Here is a 21,357-nt window from a genome sequence, read left to right as displayed (position 1 = left end):
GTGTCAGTCCTTGGGGTCATAGACGCGACGCACCAGAAAAACCGGCCGGCGTTTGGATTCGATATACGTGCGGCCCAGGTACTCACCGAGCACACCGATGCCGATCAATTGCAGTCCACCGAGAAAGGTCACGGCCACCATCAGCGAGGCATAACCGGGCAGGTCGACACCGTGAATCAGCGTGCGCACGACAATGAACATGGCGAAGGCAAAAGACACCAGCGACACCAATGCGCCGACATACGTCCAGATCCGCAACGGTTCAGTGCTGAAACTGGTGATGCCTTCAAGCGCAAAGTTCCACAGGCGCCAGCCATTGAACTTGCTCTGCCCCGCCACGCGCTCCGGGCGCTCGTAATCGACGTGGGTGGTGCGAAAGCCGACCCAGGCGAACAGGCCTTTCATGAAGCGCCGGGATTCCGGCAGGGTCAGCAAGGCATCGACCACGCAGCGATCCATCAGACGAAAATCGCCGACATTCTCGGGCAAAGGCTGTTCGGCGATCTTGTTGTGCAGGCGGTAGAACCAGTGCGCTGATGTCTGCTTGGCCCAGGTGTCGCTGCGACGGCTGATGCGATGACCGAGCACCACTTCAAAGCCTTCTCGCCAACGCTCGATCATCTGCACAATGACCTCGGGCGGGTCCTGCAGATCAGCGTCGATCGGCACCACGATCTGCCCGGTCGCGATCTGCAAACCGGCGGACAACGCTGCTTCTTTGCCGAAGTTGCGGCTCAAATCGACGATACGCAGACGCGCATCGTCCCGCTGATGTTCAAGCAGGCGCTCAAGCGTGGCATCGGTACTGCCGTCGTTGACGAACACCAGTTCAAGGTCGATCAACGCCTGCGTCTGAAAGACTTGATTGATTCGCCGCAGAAACGTGTCGAGGCTGTCCTCTTCGTTAAAAACGGGGACCACCAGCGATAACGTCACCAGCCCGGCCTGTTGCTTTCCGTGCTCAATCAAAGGAGTGCTCTTCTTATAGTGTTTGTCGGTCACCGAACAATATTCGACGCCATGAGCCGTCCCGTATTAAGCAGCAGCGTCGACGGTGTTGCAAGGATCAGACGGCGTCATTTTGGCCAATCCACAGGCCTATTGCTGCGCTCTAGCCCGCGTCCTTCAGAAACATCCGCGAACGATTGGAAACAAATGTCCGATAGCCAAAAAAAGCGTCTGCGCTAGGCTTGCGAGCATGCGCCACACCGGCTGTCGCACAATGAATCGCATGGAGCGAACTGAATGTATTTCGAGATTTACAGGCAATCCAGAGGCACCCCGAGCACCGGCAAAGGACAATGGCGCTGGAGATTGCGGGCGGGTAACCACGAGACCATCGCCAGTGGCGAGTCGTATGTGAACAAGGCGGATTGCATGCACGTGATCGGGTTGATCAAGGCTGTGCAGGGGGAGACGCCGGTCAAGGAGATCTAGCCGCTCTGCACGGTCCAGCAGATATGAAAAAGCCCCACAGTTTTAAGGCTGTGAGGCTTTTTTCCGAGCCGGTAGCAAAAGACCTGAATGCAGTCAGCGCAACCCAGGCTTCATCTTCAGTCCGCCAGCCAGGCGTTTCGCCACGCCAACAGATGTTCGTCCTTGAGCATCCACTGATTGAGTACAACGCTGCGCAGGGCGTCTCCAGCCTTGGCGCTGGCATCGGGTTCAGCCAGATGTTCGCGAATAGCGGCAATCCAGTCTTGCGAACGGTTCCTGACCCTCGTCACCGGGAAATCACCACGATAACAAGGGATGTCCGAGCAGATCACGGGGAAACCACAGGCGCCATATTCCAACAAGCGCAAATTGCTTTTGCAGGCGTTGAAAAAGTTGTCTTTCAGAGGTGCCAAAGCCAGGTCGAGGTTCAGCTCAGCCAGTCTTTGCGGGTATTTTTCGATACTCACCCCCCTATGGAACTCATGGACATAGGGACGCAGTGCTGGTGGGCACATCCCCATGAACACCCATTCAACTTCTCCTTCCAGCGCACGAACCACTTCGGCAAGGACTTGCAGATCGGCGCTGTGACTCGAGCCGCCGGCCCAGCCAACCCGAGGCTTGCGGCCTTGTTGGCGCTGGCTGGTCAGGTCGCTCCACCAATGGCTCGGCAGACGGTTTTCCATCACCCGGATGTCGGCATTGAACCCCTTCAGCGCATTGGCCAGCGGCTCGGTAGACACCACCAACCGATCGCACAGCCCTACGGCTTTCTTCAAGCGTTTGGTGATGTCTTTGGGCAGCAATTCGTGGTTCAAGTTGCCAGCGGGCACGTCAAGAATATAGTCATCCAGCTCGTAAATCTTGAACGCCCTGGAGAATGCCTTGGTGTCCTGCATGTACTCCAGATGAGGCGTTGTGTGCTGTCCCTGGAAAATGATCGTGTCCGGCGCAATGCGCTCCAGTTCTGTCGGTTGCAGTCCCTCGTTGCTCACCGTTCCGCCGATCAGCTGCGCGGCTTTCAGGGCAGCGAAAGGCTGACGCACGCGGTAGTGTCCGCTGCCGAAAGAGTCGAGAGGGTGGCACAGCACGTGAGGCAATTCACGACTGGCAAACGGGTGCCAATCAGTGTCGGTGCGGTATTTGGAGGAGAAGCCACTACCCTCCAGGGTCAGGTTGCGGTTGTAGGCCGGATCGTTGGCGATTTGCGCAAGCCAACGCTGGTACATCACCGACTGTTCGCCCTTGAATCGTTTGCGCTTGGCTTCCTCCTTGGTCGTGTCGACGTTGTTCTGGCTCACACTGGCTTCGTGAACGAGCAGCGCATAAGGCGTCCAGACAATCAGCCGTCCAGCCTGGCCGACTTTCAGGCACAGATCCACATCGTTAAAGGAAACGGCCAGGCCGACCTCGTCCATACCCCCCACTTGCTGGTACAGCTCGGTGCTGATCATCAGGCAGGCGGCGGTGACCGCGCTGTAGTTCTGATCAAGATGCAAGCGGTGAAGGTAGCCGTTGGACTGCATTGAATCGCCGATAAACGGGTGGTCTGCAACACCACGCAACCCGAGTACCACACCTGCATGCTGAACAGTCCCGTCGAGGAATAACAGTTTAGCGCCCACTATCCCCACTTCTGGCCGCTGGGCGTGATGGAGCAGTGCACCAAGCCAGTCGCCATCAATGATCGCCGTGTCATTGTTGAGCAGCACCAGGTAATCGCCGCGGGCATGGCTGGCAGCAAAATTATTGATCGCCGAATAGTTGAACGGGTGCGGATAACGCAGGATGCGCACCTTGGGATTGTTCAACAGCTCCATACCGTTGAACCAGTCCCGGGCCTCGGCTGTTTCGCTGTTGTTGTCGACGATGATCAGTTCGTAATTCGTGTAGCTGGTTTTCTCCATGATGCTTTCGATGCAGCGCAGCAGCATCGGCAGGCAGTCCTTGGTGGGAATGAGGATCGACACCAGCGGCTGTTCCGCATGTTGGTAGACCACACGATTAGCCATTGGCAAAGGTCCGGCCAGCAGCTCATGCGCCACGCCCAGGCGCTGCAAGTGCGCCCCGACGATGGCTGCCGAGTTCACGATGACTTGCGGTTCACCGAGCCACTGAGGGAAATTGATGGCCTGATGCACCAGCACATCCGCGAGGTGCCCGACAGTGCCCAGACCGTGAGTTTCAATCAGCCGAAAAAGCAAATCATGGGGCGCCAGTTCGCTGAAGGCGGGATCAAAGCCGTCGGCAGACAGCGCGGCCTCGCGACTGAAAGCCAGTGCGCGGCCGACATAGGGATAACTGCGCAACATATCCAGATTCAAATCCGGCTTGAATACCGGACTCTGGCAGCCTTCAGCGGTCAGTGAGTCTTCATCGCTGTAGCATGCGCTGACACCGGGATTGAGCGCGATGCCTTCGGCGAGCAAAAGCAGCGCGTGGGGATCCAGTTCGTCTCCGCCACGCAAAAGGTACCACCAGTCAACGTCGATCTCCTGCAACAGTTCATTGAGCTGGCTCGGCCAGGATTCGGCCAACGGCAGCCAGACCAGATTATCGGCCGGCGTCACGCCTACAGGTTCGGCATTGGAGAGCACCACGATGGCCGCCGCCCGATAAAGCTGGCGGTCAATGCTTTCCAGGCTGGAACGCAACAGTCCGATATCACCCGTAGTGTCGGTCAACACCAACAACACGTCCGGTTGCCGCGGCCAGCTCGCCAGTCGCGCGGGCAAACCTTCGACCTCGACGGCGGCCAGTTGCCGACTCGCCAGCCAGCGCTGATAAAGGTCGATATTGCGCTGCTGCCGGCCAACATTCGCCAGAACGCCGAAAAACCGCTCTAACGTGTGTGCCAGGGTACCGTCGAGCTGGCCACTTTCAACTTCGAAATCGCTGCCCGTCAGTTGAATCCGCTCCAAAGGCGCAAACACTTCAATGCGCGCAAAGAACATGGTGCCGGCAAAATAATCCGCTTCGTTGATGCCCTGCGGCTCAATACCGCCACGCTCGGCCAGGGTGACAAGCAACGCGCGGTTGCTTTCGCTGAGGAATCGGGTGACGGGCACCAGGTATCGCTGAGGACCCAGCATCGGCACATGCACCGGGTCGGCAAGGTGTTCCAGCGCTCGACTGAATCGTACCGGGTCTAGCAGATCATCGAATAGTTCAACGCCCCAATCGATCGCCCCGCCCAAGTGCAGCGAACGCTTGGTGTGCAGCTTGACCAGCGTGCGGATATTGTCGGCACGCAAGAACGGCAGCACCCGCAGAAACGGCAAAACATCCCTGCCGTGATTCGGCACCCGGTATAGCGAAAAACTCAATGTGCTGGCCGTCAGCTGAGCACAGATCTCATCTTCACGACCGGCTACGCAGGTTACGTAGAGGTGCAGGCGTTCAGGCAGTTTAATCAAACGGCGCAGAATATCTTTCAGCACTTCAGGGTAATACGCATGGATAACCACGCCGACTGGCGGCTCGCCATCCTCGAACGCTGGCGGCTGCGCAACCAGCACTTCGCAGTCTTCGACGTGGGGTGCGGCGCTGCTGCCTGACCTGACGGACTGACGTTCAGAAACGCGGTGAGCACCTTGGGCTGATGGTGGAATTTTCATATTCAAACCAATTCAAATAGGGAGCGTGGCTGGAACTCGCTGGATGCGCCTTTCACGGCCGAGGTGAGCAAGTATCCACTTTAGTGAGAGCGCTGGCCTCATGACTGGACAGAGGATAAACGACGACAGGTGTGATTTGGCGGCCGATCGCTGGCCAATAATGACAGCCCCTACTCTGCGAGCGCGGCTCTAAATGGGTCGGTGAGTCCTGTGAGCGTTGTGTCTCTAATGTCGGCAGAGGCTGTGTTTACTTAAATTGCCTCTCTGCCGAGGACCTCACCATGCACGACGCGCTTCAGCGCTATCGCAACGAATGCTGAATTCGCAGAAACAAAAAAGCCCCGTAGATTTTCATCTACGGGGCTTTTTCTATGTAATGGCGGAGAGATAGGGATTCGAACCCTAGGTACCGGTGAAGGTACAACGGATTTCGAATCCGTCCCATTCGGCCACTCTGGCATCTCTCCAACGGCGCGCATCATAACAACACTTTTACCGAAAGCAAACCCTCTTTCGAAATTTTCTTCGTGCTATCAGATGCTTGCGTCGATTAAAGCGGTACACCCAGACGATTGGCGACTTCTTCGTAGGCTTCGATAACGTCACCGAGGCCCTGACGGAAGCGGTCTTTGTCCATCTTCTTCTTGGTGTCCTTGTCCCACAGACGGCAGCCGTCCGGGCTGAACTCGTCACCGAGGACGATGGAGCCGTCGCTGAACACGCCGAACTCAAGCTTGAAGTCGACCAGCAGCAGGCCAGCGTCGTCGAACAGCTTGGTCAGGACTTCGTTGACCTTGAGCGACAGTTCTTTCATGCGCACCAGTTGCTCGGCGGTGCCCCAACCGAATGCCACGACGTGGGATTCGTTGATGAACGGGTCGCCCTTGGCGTCGTCCTTCAGGAACAGTTCGAAGGTGTAAGGATTGAGCTTCAGGCCCTCTTCGACGCCCAGACGCTTGACCAGACTACCGGCAGCGTAGTTACGCACGACGCACTCGACCGGGATCATGTCGAGTTTCTTCACCAGGACTTCATTGTCGGCCAGCAGTTTGTCGAATTGGGTCGGTACGCCGGCCGCTTCGAGTTTCTGCATGATGAAGGCATTGAACTTGTTGTTGACCATGCCTTTGCGGTCGAGCTGCTCGATACGCTTGCCGTCGAACGCCGAGGTGTCGTTGCGAAACAGCAGGATCAAGCGGTCAGCGTCGTCGGTCTTGTAAACCGATTTGGCTTTGCCGCGGTAGAGTTCTTCACGTTTTTCCATGATGGGCTCCGCTTGCTAAGTAGGTGGGCTAGGCGATGTGGCGCCAGTCGAGCCCTGAATCTTGATCGGCCAGTTGCAGCCAGTCCGGGTCGCACCCGAGGGTGTCGACAAAACATTGCCGGGCCAACTGCGGCAGGTTGTTCTTGCTGCTCAGATGGGCCAGGACCAGGTGTTGCAAGCCCTGCCAGCCCAACTCGGACACCAGGAATGCCGCCTGATGGTTGTTCAAATGTCCCAGCTCGCCGCCCACCCGCTGCTTGAGAAAGTACGGGTAATGACCACGGGCCAGCATATCGCGACAGTGGTTGGACTCGATCATCAACGCATCGAGGTCCCGATAACCATCCAGCACCCGCTCGCAGTAGGAACCCAGGTCGGTCAGCAGGCCGAAGCGCCGCTGCTGGTGATCACTGAAGACGTACTGGGTCGGTTCCTGCGCATCATGGGCCACGGCAATGACCCCGATGCTCAGTGCACCGATCTGCAGTTGCTCGCCGCCGGCCAGAAAGCCTGCGGGTTCAATCGGTTTGCGCATCCCGCGCAGTGTGCCGCGACTGAGGTAGACCGGTAGATTGTAGCGCCGAGACAGTAAACCCACGCCATGCACGTGGTCGGCATGTTCGTGGGTTACGAGTATCGCGCTCAGTTGCGCCGGGGTCACACCCAGGCGCAACAGGCGTTTTTCGGTTTCCCGCAGGGAAAAACCACAATCCACCAGCACATACGTATCAGCACTGGCGATCAGCGTGCCGTTCCCTTGGCTACCGCTGCCGAGAACGGCAAAACGCATGGTTGATCAGCCCAGGTTGTCCTGAATCACGCTCAACACTTTGCGTGCCACTTCAGCCGGCGCGACGGTGTTGATGTTTTTCTCGACGGTCACCTGAATGTTCTCGCCAACCTTGCTCAGGCGAACCTGATAACGCTCGGCACGGGCTTCAACTTCTTCCTTGCTCGGCGCACTGCCGAACAGGCTGCTGAAGAAACCAGGCTTGTCGTCTTTCTTCTCGGCTTTTTCGGCCAGGTTGATGTAGTACAGGCCCAGGCTACGGTTGATGTCTTCAACGCGCCATTCGCCTTGTTCCAGTGCACGGCCAACGCTCGACCAGGCACGGTCCAGATCGTTACCGACGTTCAACACCGGGTTGCCGCTGCCGTCTTCGCTGAGGCTGACACGGCTTGGCGTATCGAAATCACGCGAGGCCAGCATCGACACCGAGCCGCCCTTCTCGGAGATCCGGCTCATGCTCGCGAGCATGTCGTCGACCAGCGCTGCGTCCAGGCCAGTGTTGACCGAACGGTTGGTGAAGGCCACATCGGCCGTGCTGCCGGCTGGACGCTCGGCGCTGACCACGTAGATTTCACTGGTGTTGCGCTGCACGCCCGGCTCGATCCGCACACGCACGCGGGTTTCGCTGTCGCTGGCGATGCCGGCTGCGCTCAGGCGCTTGGCCATGGCCGCGGACAGTTCGTCGGAATGCTGCCAGGTGGTGGTGAACTCGCCGGTCTGCGGGCGCTGTTCATCCAGACGGAAACCGTTGTCCTGGAAGAACTGCACCGCCACTGGCCAGACTTCGGCCGGTGGGTGCTGGGCCACGACCCAGCGGGAGTCACCGCTCTTCTGCAGCGAGTAATCGCTGGCATCGGCAACGGCCGACAGCGGCTGAGGACGCGGCACAATGTATTCGCCCTTCTCGGTGTCATCAGCAACGTTACGCGGGATCGGCAACAGCGGATCCAGACGCTTGGAAGTGCTGACTTCCGGTGGCAGTTGCATTGGTGCAGTCTGTTGCGCTTGCAGGTAATCGCTACCACGGTCGCGGAAATAACCTTCCGGCCCCCAGACCCATCCGCAGCCGCTGGTGCTGGAGATAATCAAGGCAAGTGCGGAAAGTCCGGCCATTCGCTTCATGCGTTGTATTTCCTCAATTAAACCAGGACGCTGCACTGGCGCAGGGCCGAGCGGAGCGTTTCGTGACAAGGTGTGCTCAGCCAGGTCAGTGGCAGGCGGATGCCTTGATGCATCAGGCCCATTTCCACCAAAGCCCACTTCACCGGAATCGGGTTGGCTTCGATGAACAGGTCTTTGTGCAGTGGCATCAGTTTTTCGTTGATCGCCCGTGCGGTGTCGGCGTCGCCCTTGAGCGCGGCCTCGCACAGATCGGCCATTTCGCGTGGCGCGACGTTGGCGGTTACAGAGATGTTGCCTTTGCCACCCAGCAGGATCAGCTCAACGGCGGTCGGATCATCGCCGGACAGCACGATGAAATCCTTGTTCACACCATCGATAATCGCTTTGGCGCGTTTCAGGTCGCCAGTGGCTTCCTTGATACCGATGATGTTCGGCACGGTGGACAGGCGAATCACGGTCTCGGCTTGCATGTCGCAAGACGTGCGGCCAGGAACGTTGTAGAGAATCTGCGGAATGTCGACCGCTTCAGCAATGTGCTTGAAGTGCTGGTACAGACCTTCCTGAGTCGGCTTGTTGTAGTACGGAACCACCAGCAGGCAGGCATCGGCCCCGGCTTCCTTGGCGTTGCGGGTCAGCTCGACAGCTTCGCGGGTCGAGTTGGCACCAGTGCCGGCGATGACCGGAATGCGCCCGGCAACCTGTTTGACCACGGCTTTGATGACGGCGATGTGTTCTTCTACATCAAGGGTTGCCGACTCGCCGGTAGTACCGACCGCGACAATGGCATGGGTGCCGTTCTTGAGATGGAAGTCCACGAGTTTGCTGAGGCTGTCCCAGTCAAGACGCCCTTGTGCATCCATGGGAGTGACCAGTGCCACCATACTGCCCGCAATCATGAAACCGCTCCTGCCGGAAAAAGAGAGCGGTAATGGTACTGGCGCCAAGATGCTTGCACAAGCGAAGTACTGCGCTGCCGCCATTCCCCTTGGCGCCGCTTTTCGCTACCCTTCAGACTTTGATCGGTACTGATCAGCTTGTACGCCGGGTTCCAGCCTCCCTTTACGGCCTCCCAGACCCCGTTCCTGCGTCGCATCGACGCGCTCCCGCTATAGTGGAGCGAGCCGCGAGCGCTTGCCGGGCCTCTTTGTACGGACAGCCAGAACAGGCACTCCCCGGTGGCCAACGCCCGTAAACCTACCGACCGCTCATCGCTTTAGGAATGCTGCATGTCCACCCCCACAGTTCGCGAACAATTCCTTGTCATCAGTGCCCTCGGCGCCAACCCCATGGAGCTGACTAACGTCCTGTGCCGCGCCAGCCATGAAAATCGCTGCGCCGTGGTTACTTCACGCCTGACTCGCCACGGCGAGTGCAGCGCTTTGGTCCTCGAGGTCTCCGGCAGTTGGGATGCCCTCGCCCGCCTGGAAGGCAGCTTGCCGGGTCTGGCCAAGAAACACGCCTTTACCGCCAACGTGGTGCGCAGCGCGCCGCTGGAAAATCGTCCGCAGGCCCTGCCGTATGTGGCGTATGTCAGCTCGGCATATCGCCCGGACATCATCAATGAGCTGTGCCAGTTCTTCATGGATCACAACGTCGAACTGGAAAACCTGACCTGCGACACGTATCAGGCGCCGCAGACCGGCGGCACCATGCTCAACGCCACATTTACCGTGACCCTGCCCGCCGGCACCCAGATCAGCTGGCTGCGCGACCAGTTTCTCGACTTCTCCGACGCGATGAACCTGGACGCACTGATCGAACCTTGGCGCCCACAGAACCCAATGTAAGGAAGCTTTCATGGCTGTTGTCATCGACCAACCGGTTGCCGATTTCGAAGCACCTGCCACCAGCGGGCAGACTGTCAGCCTGTCTGCCCTAAAGGGCAAACAAGTGGTGATCTATTTCTATCCGAAGGACAGCACCCCGGGTTGCACCACAGAAGGCCAGGGCTTTCGTGATCAGTACGCCGCCTTCAAGGCCGCCAATACCGAGATTTTCGGTATCTCCCGTGACAGCCTGAAGTCCCACGAGAACTTCAAGTGCAAGCAGGAGTTTCCCTTTGAGCTGATCAGCGACAAGGACGAAGCCGTCTGCCAATTGTTCGACGTGATCAAGCTGAAGAAGCTGTACGGCAAGGAATACCTGGGCGTTGATCGGAGCACGTTCCTTATTGATAAGGACGGTGTGCTGCGTCAGGAATGGCGTGGTGTGAAAGTGCCGGGGCATGTGGATGCTGTTTTGGCAGCTGCGCAGAATTTGAACAAGGCCTGATGTTTCTCTGGCGTCTTCTCTGACGCCATCGCTGGCAAGCCAGCTCCCACAGGTTTTGTGTGCACCGAAAACCCTGTGGGAGCTGGCTTGCCGGCGATGAGGCCTTAAGCCGCACCGAACAATCTGGATCAATCGCTACAGCAGCGGCGCCACCACCGGCTCCTTGCGCGGCCACGCATCCAGCACTGCCTTGAATAGGGTCGCCAGCGGGATCGCAAAGAACACCCCCCAGAATCCCCACAACCCGCCAAACAACAGCACTGCACAGATGATTGCCACCGGGTGCAAATTGACCGCCTCCGAGAACAGCAGCGGCACCAGCACATTGCCATCCAGTGTCTGAATGATCCCGTAGACCGCCATCAGATAAATGAACTGATCGCTCCAGCCCCACTGGAACAGCGCAATCAGCAGCACCGGCACGGTCACCACCACGGCACCGACATACGGCACCACCACCGACACACCGACCAGCAACGCCAGCAGCGCCGCATAGTTGAGTCCGAGGGCGGCAAACGCGATGTAGGTCACGCCGCCACAAATCACGATTTCGATGACCTTGCCGCGAATGTAGTTGGCAATCTGCCGGTTCATCTCCTGCGCAACCCGAGTGATCAGCGCGCGCTCACGCGGCAAGTAGCCACGCACCCATTCGCCGATCATGGCCCGGTCCTTGAGGAAGAAGAACACCAGAATCGGCACCAGTACCAGATAGATCATGATGTTCACCAGCAGCGGCAAACTCGACAGAGAGAATGTCAGAGCCCACTGGCCGAACTTGCCGATCTCGCCACGCGCCGCCTCGATCGCCTGCAACACTTGCTCATCGGACACCAGGTGCGGATAGCGTTCCGGCAGCAGCAACAGCAGCGACTGCCATTTGGCGAGCATGCCCGGCAACTCATTGAACAGCGTGATCAACTGATGCCAGAGCAGCGGCAACACCACGAGGATAAACAGCATCAGCACGCCCATGAACAGCGCGAACACCAATCCTACCGCCACACCACCCGGCACGCGCAGACGCTCGAGCGTGACCACCAGGCCCTGCATGAGATACGCCAGCACCATCCCCGCCAATACCGGCGCAAGCATGCCGCCGAGGGTGAGCACGGCCGTGAAGGCGAGAAACAGCAGCACCGCCAGCACCACCGCTTCCTCATCGGAGAAATAGCGCTGAATCCAGTCGCGTAACACTTTGAACATCAATAATCCTTAGATTGTAACGCTGTCGATTTCAGGCCTTTTTCAACCAGTAACGGTAGACACCTGCTTCGTCTTCTTCGCGCAGCAGCGTATGACCGGCCAATTTGGCAAAGGTGCGAAAGTCGCGTTGCGAGCCCGCATCAGTGGCGATCACCTTGAGGACGGCGCCACTCTGAAGCTTGTTCAGCTCCATTTTCGCCTTGAGCAACGGCAACGGACAATTCAGGCCACTGGCGTCCAGTTCCACGTCATGGGCTACAGCGTCAGTCATTGCGTCACTCCGGTTCAGGTCTTCGAGCAGCCTAGAATATCTGGTCGCAGCATCGGTGTCCGGCTACAGTAAGGTCTTTGTCTTCTAAGGCTTTGTGCATGACTTTTCTGCGCCCTACCCTGCTGACGCTCGCTTGCCTGCTCGCCTCACCAGGCTTTGCCGACGATCTGCCGTCACTTGGCGACGCCAGTTCTGCCATTGTCTCGCCGCAACAGGAATACCAGCTTGGCCGCGCCTGGCTGGCGATGTTGCGCAGCCAGGTTTCACAGCTCAACGATCCGCAGCTCAAGGACTACGTCGAATCCAGCGTCTATAAGCTGGTGGAGACCAGTCAAGTCACTGACCGACGCCTTGAATTCATTCTGATCAACAGCCCGCAGCTCAACGCCTTCGCGGCGCCGGGTGGCGTGGTCGGGGTCAATGGTGGCTTGTTCCTCAATGCGCAGACCGAGGGTGAATACGCATCGGTACTGGCGCACGAACTGGCGCACTTGTCACAACGCCACTTCGCGCGCGGCGTCGAGGCATCGCAACGAATGCAGGTACCGATGATGGCCGCGCTGCTGGCCGGGATCGTCATTGCCGCAGCCGGTGGCGGTGACGCCGGTATTGCGACCATCGCCGGTACGCAGGCAGCGGCGATTCAGTCGCAACGCACCTTCTCCCGGCAGAACGAACAGGAAGCCGACCGCATCGGCATCCTCAATCTGGAAAAGGCCGGGTATGACCCGCGTTCGATGCCGACCATGTTCGAACGCCTGATGCGTCAATACCGTTTCGACGCCAAGCCACCAGAATTCCTGCTGACTCACCCGGTGACCGAATCGCGTATTGCCGACACCCGCAACCGCGCCGAACAAGCCAAACCGGGCGGCATTGAAGACTCCAAGCGCTATCAATTGATCCGCGCGCGCGTGCAGTTGATCTACGAAGAAACCCCGGGTCTGGGCGCCAAGCGTTTCCGTGCGCAGCTGGATGAAAACCCGAAGAACGATGTGGCGCGCTACGGTCTGGCGATTGCGCAGATCAAGGGTGGCCAGTTGAATGAAGCGCGCGAGAATCTCAAGCAATTGCTGACGACGTCGCCGAACGAAATCATCTACAACCTTGCCCAAGTCGATCTGGACATCACCAATAATCGTTTGCCGGATGCACAGTCCCGTGTGGACCGGATGCTTACACAATATCCGGGCAACTATCCGCTGAATCAGGTTCGAGTGGATCTGCTGCTGAAACAGAATCGCGCGCCGGATGCCGAGAAGGCGCTGGAAGCATTACTCAAATCCCGCCCGGATGATCCGGATGTCTGGTATCAGGTCGCCGAAACCCGTGGCTTGTCGGGGAACATCATTGGCCTGCACCAGGCGCGGGCCGAGTATTTCGCGCTGGTTGGCGATTATCGCCAGGCGATCCAGCAACTCGATTTTGCCAAGCGCAAGGCTGGCAGTAACTTCCCGCTGTCTTCACGCATCGATGCCCGCCAGCGTGAGCTGATGGAACAAGAGCGGATGGTCAAGGACATGATGGGCTAAGCCTCCTGCCGTCCAGACAAAAGCTTCAGGCATAAAAAAACCGCCTCTTTCGAGGCGGTTTCTTTTTTACCTTAGCGCTGGATTATTCAGCCAGTTTGAAGGTGATGAAGCTGGCACGACCTTGACGCAGAACGCGCATCGACACCGAACGGTTCTTCGGCAGTGCCTTGGCGATCTCGCCGAACTCCTTGGTGGAGCCGATGGCCTGGTTGTTCAGGTGCGTGATCACGTCACCTGGCTGCAGACCAATCAGCGCCGCAGGACCGTCCTGCACTTCCTTGATCACCACACCACCTTTGAGGTCGTAGGTTTTCTTCTGCTCGGCGGTCAGCTCGCCCACCGACACACCGAGGCGGTTGCTGGTGCTTTCAGTACCGGACTTCGGTAGCGCATCCAGCTCTTTGTCTTCATCAGGGATCGCGCCAACCGTCAGCTCGACATTCTTGCGCTTGCCTTCACGAATCACTTCCAGATTGGCTTTGGCGCCAGCTTTCAGTGCGCCGACCAGATGCGGCAGATCAGCTGACATGACGATCGGCTGACCATTCATGCTCAGGATCACGTCGCCAACTTGCAGGCCACCTTTGGCTGCCGGGCCGTCATCCTGAATCTGGGCAACCAGCGCGCCGGCCGGTTTATCCAGGCCGAACGACTCGGCCAGATCCTTATTCACTTCCTGGATGACCACGCCCAGCCAGCCGCGGCTGACTTTGCCACCGCTCTTCAGCTGATTGGACACATCCATCGCCACGTCGATCGGGATCGCGAACGACACGCCCATGAAACCACCCGAACGGGTGTAGATCTGCGAGTTGATGCCGACCACTTCACCGTTCAGGTTGAACAGCGGACCACCGGAGTTGCCTGGGTTGATCGGCACGTCGGTCTGAATGAACGGCACATAGTTTTCGTTCGGCAGGCTACGACCCACGGCACTGACGATGCCTTGAGTCACGGTATGGTCGAAGCCAAACGGCGAACCGATTGCCACGACCCACTGACCGGCTTTCAAGTCCTGGGATTTGCCGAGTTTGAGCACCGGTAGGTCCTTGCCTTCGATTTTCAGCAAGGCCACGTCGGAGCGTGGATCGGTGCCGATCAGCTTGGCTTTCATTTCACTGCGGTCGGCGAGGCGGACGAGGATCTCGTCGGCATCGGCGATTACGTGGTTATTGGTCAGGATGTAGCCATCCGGGGAGATAATGAAGCCCGAACCCAGCGACTGCGCTTCACGCTGACGACCACCACCGCCCGGCGAACGCTGCTGAGGCGGCATGCCGCGCTCGAAGAATTCGCGCAGCATCGGCGGCAGGCCTTCCAGATCAGGCATCTGCTGGTTCACTTTGCGATCCGGCAGTTTCTGCGTGGTACTGATGTTCACCACGGCTGGCGAAGCTTGTTCGACCAATTGGGTGAAGTCAGGCAGATCGGCCGCTTGCGCCGCAGGCACCGCCTGACCGAGCAACAGCACAGTGGCGAAAATGGAGAGATAGGATTTCAAACTTGGTATCGACATACAGCTCCCGTTACGACGAGCAGGGTTAAGCGATATGGAGCAAGGAACGCCGGAAACCACCGACCGGCATTTTTGTTCCGGGAACAACAAACAAGGCCAGAGCCGTGAGGCTCTGACCTATAAAAAATTTTCGGGGTATTTGCAAATGAAAATGCTCAGCAAACATTTCATCTACGTCTCGATGAAGACGTGGTAATGACTGAAATCAGCTCACTGCTTACTGGTTGCAGTGCCATCGGTATTTCGCATCGACAGAGCAATTCGTTCGGCAGTGCCAATTGGAATCTCACCAACCACAGTGACCATCATCTCGCCTTCAGGCGTTGTCAGGCGACGGGAAACGGCAACGGTTGGACCCAGTTGCGTGCGAGTGTCAGTGACGGTTGCGCCGTTCAAAGGCTCAAGGAAAACCGAAAAGCGTGCCAAGCCGTCGTCGTACAGCAAACTGTTGACCTGAGTCTTGGTTTCCGGGTCCTTGTGCGAGGTGCTGCTGGTCAGTTCAAAACCCGGCGGCAGCCAGTCCGAATGCCAGACCTGAGCGGTCTTGACGGCGGAAGCCTTGTCGCTGTCGAGCGTTATCGCTTTACAGTCGGCATCAGCCTGCAAATCTTTGTCCGACGGGACTTCGTCAGTATCGAGACTGGTGAACTGGAAGCGTTCGAGCAACTGCCCCTTGTCGTTCAGCAGCAACGACTTCAGCGGCAAACCCGTTTTCTTGTCCAGATGCAATTCAAAACCGTAACGATGCTGATCGCGAGGCGTCAGCGATACAATCACTGCGTCTCGCCCAGCCACGCGCGATTTGCCGATGACGGCAAGGTCATACCAGTTTTTCAGCTTTTGCGGATCGAGAGGACGAGCGGCTGAGTTGGGGGAATCCCCCAGACCGGCAATCAGGGTGCCGCTGACGCATTGAGTGTGTCCATCAATGCGCACGACTTCCTGCGCCGAACCGTCGAGCTGGAGTAAACGCTCGCGAACCTGGCCATTCTGGACGCGATGCCAGATGTTATGGGTAGAAAAGCTACCGTTACGCTCGTATACGAAAGTGCCGTGAAAGCTTTGCTGCTGCTCGGCCTGGCCCAGACGGGTCAACCAGTCCTGGGCCTCATCAGCGTGGGCTGGAACTATGAACCAGCCACTGAGCAGAAGCGAAAGTAGAGGTATGGCGCGCATGATCCTCCTTAACGGTTTTCCAGACTTGCTGCACGTGCGTATGGCAACGCGCTTTCAGTGCCTTTCAGTGCGGCCTGTTGTGCGTGCTGACGCAGGTAGCCTGGCAGACGCTGATCATGCCAGCCTGGCTGACCTTGCAGTACGCCGTTGGCCATAGGGCCAGTGGCTTCCGAACTTTCACTATAGCCTGCCAGAACAGCCGGACCTTTGACCTGTGGGGTGGCCAAGGTTGGCTGATTGGATTGCTGAGCCAGCTCAACACCAGCGATTTCGTCCTGGTTGTACAGGCGAACACCGGCGAGAACGGCAACAGTCACCGAGGCTGCAACAGCCAGACGGCCGAGATTGCGCCATGGGCTGCGAGATACTTTGGCCGGAGCCGTTTCGTCTTCCAGTGCAGCAGACACTGCCGCAGCGATATCCAGACGTGGCAGCAGCAGATCCTTGTGCATGGCTGCCCGAGCGATCTGGTAACGAGCCCAGGTCTCACGGGTATCAACATCATCCAGTGCATTGAGCACTCGACGCAATTCCAGTTCGTCCGCTTCGTTATCCATCACTGCGGACAGCGATTCCTGCAGGGCTTCACGACTCATGGCGTTCCTCTCTTGGCTGTCGCCGCTGTCTCAGTTTTCCTGCAACAACGGCTGCAGGGCTTTATCGATGGCCTCCCGGGCGCGGAAAATCCGGGAGCGCACGGTACCCACCGGACATTGCATGACGCTCGCAATGTCCTCGTAACTCAGACCATCGAATTCACGTAAAGTTAACGCCGTACGCAAATCCTCTGGCAGTTGCTGAATGGTTCGATGGACAGTGCCTTCGATCTCATCCCGCAGCAGTGCACGTTCTGGTGACTCGAGATCCTTGAGGCCATGATCGCCATCGTAGAACTCTGCATCTTCGGAACTTACATCGCTATCCGGCGGCCGGCGGCCGCGTGAAACCAGGTAATTCTTTGCCGTGTTAATGGCAATACGGTACAGCCACGTATAAAACGCACTGTCGCCGCGAAAGTTTCCAAGCGCTCGATATGCCTTGATAAAGGCTTCCTGAGCCACGTCCTGGGCTTCATGGGTGTCGTGCACGAAACGCACGATCAACCCGAGAATCTTGTGCTGATACTTCAGCACCAACAGATCGAAAGCTCGCTTGTCGCCGCGTTGAACGCGCTCGACCAGCTGCTGATCCTCTTCCTGGGTTAGCATGAACACTCCTCGATAAGCCCGAAGGAGACTTGCATAACTAAACGACCAGACTTGCAAACATAGACTCGGGCTTTTCGCAAAAGTTCTCCCCCTCCAGGCAAGTTTCCTGCGGGCTCTGATTTGGCACGCACGAAAAGCGCAGCTCGGGATAAACCGGCTGCGCGAATAATCTTGTCATCGGTTTCGCCGGCAGGAATCCAACCGCAGATTCCGCACTGAAGCCGACACTGTCCCTTATCTCTGGCACCGACTATTGATCTTGGGCCTTTGGCAAAAGTTCCAATTATTTATAGCCGTCACCACCTGACATTGGGCGACCCTGTGCAGAAAAAGTCTGTTTCAGCACCGATACAGTCGTCTTTTCCCCAAATGGGTGAGAAAAACTTCCGACGAAGCACACGGTTTTTTCGGTCACAGTAGTTTCACAATGCCATGTCGGCCCGGCTATTGTGCCGATCCCCCCCTCTATATACTAGTGGGCTGTGTGGCTGCCTTGACTCGCCGATCCGGCAGTCCTGCACCACCCCCGACCCGGGTCGCTTTGAGCGGAATCCTGTAATGAGCCAACAATTCCAACATGATGTTCTGGTCATTGGCAGCGGTGCTGCCGGTTTAAGTCTCGCGCTGACCCTGCCGGGTCATTTGCGCATTGCCGTATTGAGCAAAGGCGATCTCGCCAACGGATCCACCTATTGGGCCCAGGGCGGCGTCGCAGCTGTGCTGGATGACACCGACACTGTCGAATCCCACGTCGACGACACCCTGAACGCCGGCGGCGGTCTATGCCACGAAGACGCAGTGCGTTTCACCGTCGAGCACAGCCGCGAGGCCATCCAGTGGCTGATCGACCAAGGCGTGCCTTTCACCCGCGACGATCAGTCCGGCACTGAAGACGGCGGATTCGAATTCCACCTGACCCGCGAAGGTGGCCACAGTCACCGCCGCATCATCCATGCGGCCGATGCCACCGGCGCTGCCATCTTCAAAACCCTGCTGGCCCAGGCCAAAGAGCGTTCGAATATCGAACTGCTGGAGCAGCGGGTCGCCGTCGACCTGATCACCGAACGACGCTTAGGCATGCAAGGCGAACGATGCCTCGGCGCCTACGTACTCAACCGCAAGACTGGCGAAGTCGACACCTACGGCGCACGCTTCGTGATTCTGGCCTCGGGCGGTGCCGCCAAGGTCTATCTCTATACCAGTAACCCCGACGGCGCCTGCGGTGACGGCATCGCCATGGCCTGGCGTTCGGGTTGCCGGGTGGCGAACCTGGAGTTCAACCAGTTCCACCCGACCTGCCTGTATCACCCGCAAGCCAAGAGTTTTTTGATCACCGAAGCCCTGCGCGGCGAAGGCGCCCATTTGAAGCTGCCCAATGGCGAACGCTTCATGTCCCGCTTCGACAAGCGCGCCGAGCTGGCACCGCGTGACATCGTCGCCCGGGCCATCGACCATGAAATGAAGCGCTTGGGCGTTGACTGCGTGTATCTCGACATCAGCCACAAACCCGAAGCGTTCATTAAAAGTCACTTCCCGACTGTTTATGAGCGCTGCCTGGGATTCGGCATCGACATCACCAAACAGCCGATCCCGGTCGTCCCGGCCGCGCATTACACCTGTGGCGGCGTGATGGTCGATCAGAACGGTCGCACCGATGTGCCGGGCCTGTATGCCATCGGCGAAACCAGCTTCACCGGCCTGCATGGCGCCAACCGCATGGCCAGTAATTCGCTGCTGGAATGTTTCGTCTATGCCCGTTCGGCGGCGGCGGACATCCTCGCGCAACTGGACGATGTCGCCGCGCCAAGCGCCCTGCCCGTCTGGGACGCCAGCCAGGTCACCGACTCCGACGAAGACGTGATCATCGCGCACAACTGGGATGAACTGCGACGGTTCATGTGGGACTACGTCGGCATCGTGCGCACCAATAAGCGCCTGCAACGGGCGCAACACCGCGTGCGCCTGCTGCTGGACGAGATCGACGAGTTCTACAGCAACTATAAGGTCAGTCGCGATCTGATCGAACTGCGCAACCTGGCACAAGTCGCCGAACTGATGATTTGCTCAGCCATGGAGCGCAAGGAAAGTCGCGGCCTGCATTACACCCTCGACTATCCCGACCTGTTGCCTGAGGCGCTCGACACTATTCTGGTGCCGCCCACCTACGCCGGCTGAACTTGAGCCGTACTCGCAGGCGCCGGTGCAGATCCGCCGCCTGCGAGTCCCGTGGTACACAGATTGATCTGACCCGCCATTCCCCGCGCAGACGAAAACGCAAAACCACGATCAACGGCAGCGCCAGGCTGTCCGGCCTCAACTGCACGGCTTGCCAGCCATCCGCCTGATTCCACAACTGCCAGCCATCGGCGTCCCGGCGCAATCCGCGAAACGCCTGAGGGTGATTTAGCAGAATCTGCCGAGGCAACACCCAATATCCGTGAAGCAGACAGCCAAAAGCCCCGAGCAAACTTGCCCAGAGTGGAATAGAAAGCAGGAACACCGAACCCAGTGCGAACGCCTGGGCCAGCAGATACGCCGCCAGCAACTGCCGTGAGGCATGCCAGCGGCATTCGAACGTGTTACTTGGGCTGGACACGGTCCAGGATCATGCGAACCATACGCTGCAGCTCCGGATCTTCAGACTCGCTGCGCTCCATGAACCAGCCGAACATGTCCTGATCCTCGCACTCCAACAGGCGAACATACAACGCACGATCCACCTCGTTCAGATCGGCATAAACCTCTTTCACGAACGGCACCAGCAACACGTCAAGCTCAAGCATGCCGCGACGGCTGTGCCAAAAGAGGCGATTCAGTTCAACTTGTTCGACCATGGAGCCCTCCTCAAATTTGGCGGCAAGTATACAGCGCCGAGGCGGGTCGCACAGTCGGCTTTGGTCGGGCACCACCGATCCTTTATCAACTACCCATTTCACCAACGCGCCCTTATGATGTGCCCCAGTCTATTTACCCTGCGAAGACCCATGGCCGATTCTGCTTTTTTCTGCACCCTGTCTCATGAAGGCGTTCTCGCGGTTCGCGGCGCGGATGCCGGAAAATTCCTGCAAGGCCAGTTGACCTGCAATCTCAATTACCTGAGCGACAGCCGCGCCAGCCTCGGTGCTCGTTGCACACAGAAAGGCCGGATGCAGTCGAGCTTCCGCATTCTGCTTGAAGGCGATGGCGTGGTCCTGGCGATGGCCAGCGAGCTGCTGGAGCCGCAACTGGCGGACCTGAAAAAGTACGCGGTGTTCTCCAAATCAAAACTGACCGACGAAAGCGCCGCTTGGGTACGCTTCGGCCTGGCCCATGGCGACAACGCCTTGACCAGCCTCGGTCTGGATCTGCCGGCAGAAACTGACAGCCTCGTGCGCAATGAAAGCCTGATCGCGATTCGCGTCTCGCCGGATCGCGCCGAACTCTGGGCACCGGTCGATCAGGCTGACGCGATCAAAGCCAAATTGTCCGAAGCCCTGCCTGAAGCCGAGCTGAATCAATGGCTGCTGGGCCAGATCCGCGCCGGTATCGGTCAGGTCATGCCAAGCACTCGCGAGCTGTTCATCCCGCAGATGCTCAACCTGCAAGCCGTCGGCGGCGTGAGTTTCAAGAAAGGTTGCTACACCGGCCAGGAAATCGTTGCGCGCATGCAGTACCTGGGCAAACTCAAGCGTCGTCTGTATCGATTGAGCCTGGACGCTGCTGACTTGCCGGAGCCTGGTACACAACTGTTCGCGCCAAGCCACAACAGCGCCATCGGCGAAGTGGTGCTGGCCGCCAAGGCCGGGCAAAACATTGAACTCCTGGCGGTGCTGCAGGCCGAAGCTGCCGAAGCCGGTGATTTGCGTCTGGGCACCCTCGAAGGTCCCGCGCTGCATCTGCTCGACCTGCCTTACGAACTGGATCGCGACCGCGAAATCCAGCGCTGATCGCAGCATTTGTTGCAACAC

The 21,357-nt window shown here is 58.4% G+C and carries 20 protein-coding genes and 1 tRNA gene; 6 read left to right on the top strand and 15 right to left on the bottom strand.

The genetic code is table 11. The features are described 5' to 3' along the window. Window positions 1-3: 3 nt before the first annotated feature. Window positions 4-969 carry a glycosyltransferase family 2 protein gene (locus tag LOY43_RS07060; protein WP_095125579.1) on the bottom strand — a complete coding sequence of 322 codons (966 nt, stop codon included), beginning with the start codon at window positions 967-969 and terminating at the stop codon, window positions 4-6. 276 nt (window positions 970-1,245) lie between these two features. Here LOY43_RS07060 and LOY43_RS07055 point away from each other — a divergent pair, with 276 nt between their 5' ends. After that, a complete protein-coding gene (locus LOY43_RS07055) occupies window positions 1,246-1,437 on the top strand; it encodes a DUF1508 domain-containing protein (protein WP_095125580.1) in 192 nt (63 codons plus the stop codon). Window positions 1,438-1,553: 116 nt separating this feature from the next. Here LOY43_RS07055 and LOY43_RS07050 read toward each other — a convergent pair whose 3' ends face one another. The 6 genes from LOY43_RS07050 to dapA all read right to left on the bottom strand — a co-directional run bounded on the left by LOY43_RS07050 (window position 1,554) and on the right by dapA (window position 9,126). Further along, a complete protein-coding gene (locus LOY43_RS07050) occupies window positions 1,554-5,054 on the bottom strand; it encodes a glycosyltransferase (RefSeq protein ID WP_258709396.1) in 3,501 nt (1,166 codons plus the stop codon). A gap of 377 nt (window positions 5,055-5,431) precedes the next feature. Beyond that, window positions 5,432-5,521: transfer RNA gene (locus LOY43_RS07045), tRNA-Ser, on the bottom strand. Between the two features lie 83 nt (window positions 5,522-5,604). After that, window positions 5,605-6,318 carry a phosphoribosylaminoimidazolesuccinocarboxamide synthase gene (gene purC, locus LOY43_RS07040; protein WP_007911389.1) on the bottom strand — a complete coding sequence of 238 codons (714 nt, stop codon included), beginning with the start codon at window positions 6,316-6,318 and terminating at the stop codon, window positions 5,605-5,607. A gap of 28 nt (window positions 6,319-6,346) precedes the next feature. Then, window positions 6,347-7,108 carry an MBL fold metallo-hydrolase gene (locus tag LOY43_RS07035; RefSeq protein ID WP_095049221.1) on the bottom strand — a complete coding sequence of 254 codons (762 nt, stop codon included), beginning with the start codon at window positions 7,106-7,108 and terminating at the stop codon, window positions 6,347-6,349. Window positions 7,109-7,114: 6 nt separating this feature from the next. Further along, window positions 7,115-8,230: an outer membrane protein assembly factor BamC gene (gene bamC / locus LOY43_RS07030; RefSeq protein ID WP_093438304.1), complete on the bottom strand. Its 1,116-nt coding sequence runs from the start codon at window positions 8,228-8,230 to the stop codon at window positions 7,115-7,117. A gap of 17 nt (window positions 8,231-8,247) precedes the next feature. Beyond that, window positions 8,248-9,126, bottom strand: a complete 879-nt coding sequence (gene dapA / locus LOY43_RS07025; protein ID WP_220558271.1) for a 4-hydroxy-tetrahydrodipicolinate synthase — start codon at window positions 9,124-9,126, stop codon at window positions 8,248-8,250. 330 nt (window positions 9,127-9,456) lie between these two features. Here dapA and LOY43_RS07020 point away from each other — a divergent pair, with 330 nt between their 5' ends. Next, window positions 9,457-10,017 carry a glycine cleavage system protein R gene (locus LOY43_RS07020; protein ID WP_034153153.1) on the top strand — a complete coding sequence of 187 codons (561 nt, stop codon included), beginning with the start codon at window positions 9,457-9,459 and terminating at the stop codon, window positions 10,015-10,017. Window positions 10,018-10,027: 10 nt separating this feature from the next. Next, window positions 10,028-10,501: a peroxiredoxin gene (locus tag LOY43_RS07015; protein ID WP_038358361.1), complete on the top strand. Its 474-nt coding sequence runs from the start codon at window positions 10,028-10,030 to the stop codon at window positions 10,499-10,501. Between the two features lie 135 nt (window positions 10,502-10,636). Here LOY43_RS07015 and LOY43_RS07010 read toward each other — a convergent pair whose 3' ends face one another. Continuing rightward, window positions 10,637-11,707, bottom strand: coding sequence for an AI-2E family transporter (locus LOY43_RS07010; RefSeq protein ID WP_095049219.1), 1,071 nt, complete (start codon window positions 11,705-11,707; stop codon window positions 10,637-10,639). Window positions 11,708-11,738: 31 nt separating this feature from the next. Beyond that, on the bottom strand, window positions 11,739-11,978 hold the full coding sequence (locus tag LOY43_RS07005; RefSeq protein ID WP_007911399.1) for a sulfurtransferase TusA family protein: 240 nt from the start codon (window positions 11,976-11,978) through the stop codon (window positions 11,739-11,741). Window positions 11,979-12,076: 98 nt separating this feature from the next. Between LOY43_RS07005 and LOY43_RS07000 the strand changes: the two genes are divergently transcribed. Beyond that, complete coding sequence (locus LOY43_RS07000) at window positions 12,077-13,510, top strand: M48 family metalloprotease (RefSeq protein WP_258709395.1); 1,434 nt, start codon at window positions 12,077-12,079, stop codon at window positions 13,508-13,510. 82 nt (window positions 13,511-13,592) lie between these two features. On the opposite strand, the gene LOY43_RS06995 is transcribed toward LOY43_RS07000, so the two are convergent. From LOY43_RS06995 to rpoE, 4 genes are all read right to left on the bottom strand, one after another. After that, window positions 13,593-15,026: a DegQ family serine endoprotease gene (locus LOY43_RS06995; RefSeq protein WP_034153148.1), complete on the bottom strand. Its 1,434-nt coding sequence runs from the start codon at window positions 15,024-15,026 to the stop codon at window positions 13,593-13,595. 210 nt (window positions 15,027-15,236) lie between these two features. Continuing rightward, window positions 15,237-16,202: a MucB/RseB C-terminal domain-containing protein gene (locus tag LOY43_RS06990; protein WP_093438329.1), complete on the bottom strand. Its 966-nt coding sequence runs from the start codon at window positions 16,200-16,202 to the stop codon at window positions 15,237-15,239. Window positions 16,203-16,210: 8 nt separating this feature from the next. Continuing rightward, complete coding sequence (locus tag LOY43_RS06985) at window positions 16,211-16,798, bottom strand: sigma-E factor negative regulatory protein (RefSeq protein ID WP_034153146.1); 588 nt, start codon at window positions 16,796-16,798, stop codon at window positions 16,211-16,213. A gap of 30 nt (window positions 16,799-16,828) precedes the next feature. Next, a complete protein-coding gene (gene rpoE / locus LOY43_RS06980) occupies window positions 16,829-17,410 on the bottom strand; it encodes an RNA polymerase sigma factor RpoE (RefSeq protein WP_003172477.1) in 582 nt (193 codons plus the stop codon). A gap of 558 nt (window positions 17,411-17,968) precedes the next feature. On the opposite strand from rpoE, the gene nadB reads away from it, so the two are divergent. Next, the gene (gene nadB / locus LOY43_RS06975; RefSeq protein ID WP_095049218.1) at window positions 17,969-19,585 is read left to right on the top strand and encodes an L-aspartate oxidase; all 1,617 of its coding nucleotides are present in this window, start codon (window positions 17,969-17,971) and stop codon (window positions 19,583-19,585) included. Here the strand turns inward: nadB and LOY43_RS06970 are convergent. Together LOY43_RS06970 and LOY43_RS06965 are read right to left on the bottom strand one after the other, a co-directional pair. Next, window positions 19,554-20,006 (bottom strand): protein YgfX, encoded by a 453-nt coding sequence (locus tag LOY43_RS06970; protein WP_095049217.1) that lies wholly within the window; start codon window positions 20,004-20,006, stop codon window positions 19,554-19,556. The genes nadB and LOY43_RS06970 overlap by 32 nt on opposite strands. Further along, complete coding sequence (locus LOY43_RS06965) at window positions 19,990-20,244, bottom strand: succinate dehydrogenase assembly factor 2 (protein WP_095049216.1); 255 nt, start codon at window positions 20,242-20,244, stop codon at window positions 19,990-19,992. Before LOY43_RS06965 ends, LOY43_RS06970 begins: the two co-directional genes overlap by 17 nt. A gap of 150 nt (window positions 20,245-20,394) precedes the next feature. On the opposite strand from LOY43_RS06965, the gene LOY43_RS06960 reads away from it, so the two are divergent. Further along, window positions 20,395-21,336: a folate-binding protein YgfZ gene (locus tag LOY43_RS06960; RefSeq protein ID WP_095049215.1), complete on the top strand. Its 942-nt coding sequence runs from the start codon at window positions 20,395-20,397 to the stop codon at window positions 21,334-21,336. The last annotated feature ends 21 nt before the right edge of the window (window positions 21,337-21,357 follow it).

Origin of the sequence: Pseudomonas sp. B21-041, from assembly GCF_024748675.1 — a bacterium.
GTDB lineage: Bacteria > Pseudomonadota > Gammaproteobacteria > Pseudomonadales > Pseudomonadaceae > Aquipseudomonas > Aquipseudomonas neuropathica.
The sequence above is the reverse complement of the archived record's forward strand: the minus strand, read 5'-3'. Positions and strand labels throughout refer to the sequence as shown.

Coding starts and splice junctions, on each gene's coding strand:
- LOY43_RS07055 (WP_095125580.1), top strand. CDS start 1,246: ATGTATTTCGAGATTTACAGGCAATCCAGAGGCACCCCGAGCACCGGC.
- LOY43_RS07050 (WP_258709396.1), bottom strand. CDS start 5,054: ATGAAAATTCCACCATCAGCCCAAGGTGCTCACCGCGTTTCTGAACGT.
- purC (WP_007911389.1), bottom strand. CDS start 6,318: ATGGAAAAACGTGAAGAACTCTACCGCGGCAAAGCCAAATCGGTTTAC.
- LOY43_RS07035 (WP_095049221.1), bottom strand. CDS start 7,108: ATGCGTTTTGCCGTTCTCGGCAGCGGTAGCCAAGGGAACGGCACGCTG.
- bamC (WP_093438304.1), bottom strand. CDS start 8,230: ATGAAGCGAATGGCCGGACTTTCCGCACTTGCCTTGATTATCTCCAGC.
- dapA (WP_220558271.1), bottom strand. CDS start 9,126: ATGATTGCGGGCAGTATGGTGGCACTGGTCACTCCCATGGATGCACAA.
- LOY43_RS07020 (WP_034153153.1), top strand. CDS start 9,457: ATGTCCACCCCCACAGTTCGCGAACAATTCCTTGTCATCAGTGCCCTC.
- LOY43_RS07015 (WP_038358361.1), top strand. CDS start 10,028: ATGGCTGTTGTCATCGACCAACCGGTTGCCGATTTCGAAGCACCTGCC.
- LOY43_RS07010 (WP_095049219.1), bottom strand. CDS start 11,707: ATGTTCAAAGTGTTACGCGACTGGATTCAGCGCTATTTCTCCGATGAG.
- LOY43_RS07005 (WP_007911399.1), bottom strand. CDS start 11,978: ATGACTGACGCTGTAGCCCATGACGTGGAACTGGACGCCAGTGGCCTG.
- LOY43_RS07000 (WP_258709395.1), top strand. CDS start 12,077: ATGACTTTTCTGCGCCCTACCCTGCTGACGCTCGCTTGCCTGCTCGCC.
- LOY43_RS06995 (WP_034153148.1), bottom strand. CDS start 15,026: ATGTCGATACCAAGTTTGAAATCCTATCTCTCCATTTTCGCCACTGTG.
- LOY43_RS06990 (WP_093438329.1), bottom strand. CDS start 16,202: ATGCGCGCCATACCTCTACTTTCGCTTCTGCTCAGTGGCTGGTTCATA.
- LOY43_RS06985 (WP_034153146.1), bottom strand. CDS start 16,798: ATGAGTCGTGAAGCCCTGCAGGAATCGCTGTCCGCAGTGATGGATAAC.
- rpoE (WP_003172477.1), bottom strand. CDS start 17,410: ATGCTAACCCAGGAAGAGGATCAGCAGCTGGTCGAGCGCGTTCAACGC.
- nadB (WP_095049218.1), top strand. CDS start 17,969: ATGAGCCAACAATTCCAACATGATGTTCTGGTCATTGGCAGCGGTGCT.
- LOY43_RS06965 (WP_095049216.1), bottom strand. CDS start 20,244: ATGGTCGAACAAGTTGAACTGAATCGCCTCTTTTGGCACAGCCGTCGC.
- LOY43_RS06960 (WP_095049215.1), top strand. CDS start 20,395: ATGGCCGATTCTGCTTTTTTCTGCACCCTGTCTCATGAAGGCGTTCTC.